This window comes from Mycobacterium sp., assembly GCF_035603715.1.
Taxonomy (GTDB): domain Bacteria; phylum Actinomycetota; class Actinomycetes; order Mycobacteriales; family Mycobacteriaceae; genus Mycobacterium.
The window spans coordinates 1-3,843 of sequence record NZ_DATNJW010000547.1; the positions used below are offsets into that span (position 1 = coordinate 1).

At 66.4% G+C, this 3,843-nt stretch carries 3 protein-coding genes; 1 reads left to right on the plus strand and 2 read right to left on the minus strand.

Going from position 1 to position 3,843, the window contains the following annotated elements; translation table 11 throughout:
- The first annotated feature begins 1,183 nt into the window (after positions 1-1,183).
- Positions 1,184-1,429 (plus strand): hypothetical protein, encoded by a 246-nt coding sequence (locus tag VN856_RS22590; protein ID WP_325693208.1) that lies wholly within the window; start codon positions 1,184-1,186, stop codon positions 1,427-1,429.
- 240 nt (positions 1,430-1,669) lie between these two features.
- Here VN856_RS22590 and VN856_RS22595 read toward each other — a convergent pair whose 3' ends face one another.
- On the minus strand, positions 1,670-3,073 hold the full coding sequence (locus VN856_RS22595) for an IS1380 family transposase (RefSeq protein WP_325693210.1): 1,404 nt from the start codon (positions 3,071-3,073) through the stop codon (positions 1,670-1,672).
- Between the two features lie 120 nt (positions 3,074-3,193).
- A partial coding sequence (locus tag VN856_RS22600) for a DUF3097 family protein (protein WP_325693212.1) occupies positions 3,194-3,843 on the minus strand: 650 nt, incomplete at its 5' end.

The following is a 3,843-nucleotide window of genomic DNA, read 5'->3' on the forward strand; positions in this document are numbered from 1 at the left end:
GGGGTGATGTACTTCTGCTTGTGTCGCATGAGAATCCTCGAATTGGCTGTGTTTCCAGTCCCTAAACCGGCTTAGGGAAGAAAGGCATCGCCCGGATAGGGGTCGAACTGATCCGGCGGTGGGGCATCATCTATCTGCACGTTGCCGGGCGATTGGCATACCGTTCCGGCGCTACTGCCGGCGCAAGCTTGCTGAGGCGTAGCGGGGAGGCACTGGGCGCAGCCGAGGCAACTGGTGCGGCGGCGATCGCTACTGCCGCGGCCACCGATGCCAACATTGGTGTGACATAACGGAGTTTGATGTACAACGTCCTACTCCTTCCGTGCGTGGCATTACTTCCATATTGGCGATTTGTCGGGCCGGTGGCCTCACTGCTGCCCCCCGGTTCTCCCTCCGGCCAACCGGAGTGCGCGCATTCCGGTCACCATCAGGGGCTCTAAGTGCCGCGGTTGAAATCCTCAGCGCCGACGACGCTTGGTCGGATCGCGCTGACCGGCCAGGTGAGCCCGCGCAGCTTGCTCGTGGCGGCCGATCGCGCCGTCGACCTACCGGAGCGTCTGCGCCGGCGAGTGCGCCCCTGCAGCTAGCGGGTACTACCGGTACCCGTTGCCCAGACGATTCCAACTGATGCCAGCGTTGAAGACATTGGGCCTATCGCGCCGGAAACATTGAACCAGTCCGCACCCCCCACCGCCTTGGCGTGTGAGGGCTGGTATGTCGCACTCGGCTCATGCGCGTGCAGCATTTCGAAGGAAGGAACGTCACCGTGCGAATCAGGACGCACCACACCACGTTTCTCTTGGCAACTGCGGCCGCTGCGATAGCGATTGCCGGCGCGCCGACTGCTTCGGCAGCACCGAGTGAGCAGTCCTGCTCCGACGCGGGGGGATCGACGAACTGTCAAAGACCGGGCAACGTGCAGGTTCACGCCTCGCCTCGTGCCTTGGCTGCGGTCTTTCCCCCCAGCATCAACCCGCGGTGGCGTGGTCTGGGGTACAGCGCGCGTTTCCCGGACTACGGGTTTGACCCGAAGTACCAGGCCTTTGGCTATAACCCGCTATTCAGCGGGTTTCAGCCCCGACCCTCCGTCTTGCGGGCTCCTCAACGTCCTGTCTCTGAGGACCTTCGTTGCCCCACGAGGTCGCCGTCAGCATGCACGCCCCGGAGTCTCAATGCCACTGACATGGGGGGCTCGACCATGTACCAGACGCCGGGCCACGCGCAGATCACCGCGCAGATAGGGCTGGCGGCGCAGACCGCCACCAAGCCACTGTACCCGTCCTCGGTTTCCACCACCACGGACACGGGCGGCTTGAACACGTACCAGACGCCGGGCAACGCGCAGATCACCGCTCGGCCGGGACCGGCGGCGCAGAATGCGGACCAGCAGGCCAAGTTCTTCCCGGTATCCGATCTTCCGAGGCTATGACGTGTCCGTGCCGTTCGATGCCACGATCATCATGTAGTCACCGGCCTGGGCAGTTCGGTCGCCGGTCTTAGCCTGGATCCGTGGACGGTGATTCCGCGCTGTGATTGGCGGGATTGGGTGCGGCGTGGCCGGGCCTGGACGCGGTGGGCGTGGGTGATCTGCTGGCCGGTACCAGCTTTTCCTTTGGGTTCCTTGGGTCGGGCCTGGGGTGGCGGGGCGGACAGGGACTGGTGGGTTGGGTCAGGCGGCTCGTGGCTGGTTGGTCGGGTAGCCGATGACGTTGTCCCATAGGCTTTTCCACTCGAGTTGGCGGGGCCAGTGGATGGGCAGGTGCAGCATGGGTTTGCGGGCGGGGGCGGCGAAGCGGGCTGGGATGTTGATCAGGTCGCGGCGCAGGGTGGCGCCGTGGGCGACGGTGTGGCTGCTGCCGGCGAGGGTGCCGGCGGCGCGCAGCAGGTTGTGGGTGATCGCCGCGCAGGCCAGCCAGGCGCAGTTGGCGGCGAATAGCCCGGAGGGGATGTGGGCGAGTGGGCCGTCGATCAGGTCGGCGAAGGTGGTTTCGATGATGGCGTGGCGGCGGTGGGTGATGTCGGCCTCGGCGGTGGGTAAGTCGGAGTTGGTCACAAACGGGTGGTAGCGCCACACCGGAAACAGCGCATCGGGGTAGCGGGCGTCTTTGACCCTGCGCACCACCAGCCGGGCGGTGATCGTGCGGCCGGAACCCAGGCGCAGGGGGTAGGGGGTTTCGGCGACCTCGGCGTCGGAGATCAGCGCACCGGTGTCGGGGTCTTCGACCGCGCCGGGGTAGTGCACCGGGGTGTAGGCGGCCTCGTCGATGGCCTGGATTGCCTTGGTGATGCGGGTGTTTCGGGTCAGGCTGAGCGAGAACTCGACGTCTTCGTCGATGCAGGTGGTGATCACTTTCTTGGTGCCGAACATCGAGTCGCCGCGCAGCATGATCGTCCCTTTGGCCCCGCACCTTCGGGTGGTGGTGATGGACTGTTTGACCTGCGTGGCCGCGGCGCGCCCGGAGCCGGTCTTGCCGCTGCGCAGCCGCGCCTCGGCGATCACCGGCGGGGCCTGCGCGGTCGAGATCGTGGTGATCTGCGGCGACAGACCCAACCGCAGCAGCGCGCGGCTGGCGATCTTGGCGTGCCCGAACGAAGCGCCCTGCTTCTTGTGGCCGTAGACCGGGCGCAGCAGCGAGTCGATGTCCAAGAAGGCGCGCTGCTCGATCCCGGGCAACAGCGGCGTGCGCTGCGCGAGCGCCACCAGATGCCCGCGGGCCACCGCGGCGAGCTGATTGGCATGCCCGAAGGTGAACTCGCGCAAGAAGATCCCTAGCGTCGAGGGCGCATACACCTCGTTGAACACCCGCGGTGTGCCGCCGGCCCGCAACACGTCGACGTCGTCGATGCAGTCCGCGCCGCAGGCCATCGCGGCAATGATCGAGGTGAGCTTGCCGACCGGGTTCACCGCGCCGGAGGCCACCCGCGTCGACGGCAGATCCACCTGCTCGCCGATCAGTCTCGAAAGACCGGCCTGCTCAGCCAATTCCAGCACCGGCACCAACCCGGCAGCCGACACCACGTTCCGTTCGTCGAACACCGCCGACCCGAGGGTGAACCTATACGATGAGTGCACCGGAAATGCCTTCCTGAACAGTGGACAAAGACGACGTCAGCACTCGTATTGTCCCAGTTCAGAAGGCATTTTCGCTGTTCACACGCCGATCAGACGACCGGCCTATCCACGGATTGAGGCTTAGGGCTGCGTCACGAAGTCGATCAACTCCTCGACGCGGCCGATGAGTGCGGGCTCGAGGTCGTTCCAGTCCCTCACCCGGCCCCGGATCCGCTGCCACGCCCTGGCGATGTCGGCCTGCTGGCTGTGCGGCCAGCCCATGGCCTTGCACACGCCTTTCTTCCAGTCCATGCCTTTCGGCACCACCGGCCACGACGAGATGCCGAGGCGGCCCGGCTTCACCGCCTGCCAGATGTCGATGAAGGGATGACCCACGACCAGCGTGTGCTCGCCGCCTCGGCCGCGGCGGACGGCTTCGGCGATCCGTGCCTCCTTGGAGCCGGCCACAAGGTGGTCGACGAGCACACCTAGGCGACGCCCCTGCCCGGGCTGAAAATCCTCCACGATGCCTGCGAGATCGTCGACGCCGCCCAGGTATTCGACCACCACGCCCTCGACCCTCAGGTCGTCGCCCCAGACCTGCTCGACCAGTTCGGCGTCGTGTCGGCCCTCGACATAGATCCGGCTGGCCAGTGCGACCCTTGCCTTCGCCTGCACCGCCACCGAACCGGATGCGGTGCGCGCCGGTGCCGTCCGGGGCGCCCGTCGTGGCGCAGTCAGGATGACCGGCCGCCCGTCGATCAGGTAGCCGGGTCCGATCGGGAAGGGTT